Origin of the sequence: Haloarcula sp. JP-Z28 (assembly GCF_011440255.1) — an archaeon.
In the GTDB taxonomy this organism is placed as follows: domain Archaea; phylum Halobacteriota; class Halobacteria; order Halobacteriales; family Haloarculaceae; genus Haloarcula; species Haloarcula marismortui.
In genome coordinates this window covers 1-1562 of sequence record NZ_JAAOHT010000153.1, presented here as the reverse complement: position 1 = coordinate 1562, position 1562 = coordinate 1, and the positions used below count along the sequence as shown (strand labels likewise).

The 1562-nt window shown below is 66.8% G+C and carries 1 protein-coding gene; it reads right to left on the bottom strand.

The genetic code is table 11. The features are described from left to right. Positions 1-1419: HVO_2922 family protein (locus G9463_RS23615; RefSeq protein ID WP_165897996.1), on the bottom strand; the 1419-nt coding region annotated here is incomplete at its 3' end. Between the last annotated feature and the right edge of the window lie 143 nt (positions 1420-1562).

The following is a 1562-nucleotide window of genomic DNA, read 5'->3' as shown; positions in this document are numbered from 1 at the left end:
GTCGGCGTCGGCGGCGTAGGACTGGACCCGCTCGACGGCGTCCATCGCCTTCGACCGGTTCGCGTACCCCTCGCCGCTGTCGGCGATGAGTTCGCCGTTGTCGGCCCGCAGCCGCCAGCGCCACTCCTCGGCAGCGTCCTCATACACCTCGAAACGATCATCGACCGCGGAATCGGGTGCGAGTTCGCTGACTCGACGGGCCGCCCGCCGGGCGTTCGACCGGGAGCTGTATCCTTCGCCGCTGTCGGCGAGGATGTTACCGTTGCGGTGGAGCAAGCGCCAGCGGAACTCCCCGGCGGCGTCGGCGTACACCTCGTAGGCGACGGGGTCGACCCTGAGGTAGGCCGCGCCGGGGACGTACGCGCGGACGCTCTGCAGCGCCCAACGGACGTTCGACTTCGAGGCGTACCCCTCGCCGCTGTCGGCGAGGATGTTGCCGTTGTCGTGGCGCAAGCGCCAGCGGAACTCCCCGGCCGAATCCTCGAACAGTTCGAACGCGGCGTCGCTTTCGGGGGCCGGCACGACCGGCACGTCCTCGGCGGTGTCGTCCTCGGTCGCGTCCTCGAAGAAGACGACGGCCCCGCCGGCGGCGTTGGACTGGACGCTGCGGAGCCCCTGCATCGCCTTCTGGCGCGAGGCGTACCCCTGTGCGCTGTCGGCGATGATGTTCGAATTCCGGTGGCGGAGCCGCCAGCGGTACTTGCCCGCCGAGTCCTCGTACAGTTCGAACGTCGCCTTGCTGTCCATCGCGGCCGCGATGGTGGCGTGGGCCGCGGCGAGTTCCGCCTCGGTTGCCTCGGCGACAGTCGAAAGCTCTTCGCGAGCGGCCTCGCTGGTCGCCAGTTCCTCGGCCAGCGTGTCGCGCTCGCGGGTCGCCTGGTCGGCGACCTGGGACTGCTGGCTGGCCTCCTGGGACGCCCGATCGGCGTCCGCCGATGCCTGCTCGGCCAGTTCAGTCGCCTCCTGTGCCGTCCGAACGGCCTCGTCGTACGCCTCCTTCCGCCCGGTCAGCAGCGGGGAGAGGACCGCCCCGACCGCCATCAGCCCGAGGCCGGCGATGTACAGCGTCACCGCCGGGTTCCCCTCGGGGCCGGTCCAGTTCGACGGGTAGAACGTGGTGAACCATACCATCGCGACCAGCCCGACCACGGCACCGAGGTAGGTGAGTATCAGGCCGCGGCGTGTCAGGGGCAGTCTGATTGTCGGTCCCGCAAACAGCAGTATGAGCCCGATAGCACCCAGCAGATAGCCGAACTGCCGCGGCGTGCTACGGGACGCTGTCGAATAGAACAGCAGGAGTCCGACGATTCCGAGTACGATGCCGATGACAAACAGCCAGTACCCGTAGGCCTCGTCGTCGGTCGTCGGCTCGCCGATGCGGCTCCGATACACTGCGAGTAATGTGTTATCAGCTGCCATGTTTGAAACACACAGAGGTGGTATATTACCTTGGTGTCGGCCATCGGGGCTTCGAGTGACTTATACCGGTTGCGTGGTAACATCAGTGGGAATGAGCAATCCGGAACTGGATGTCGTTGAGTTTCTGCTGACGGCCACTATTT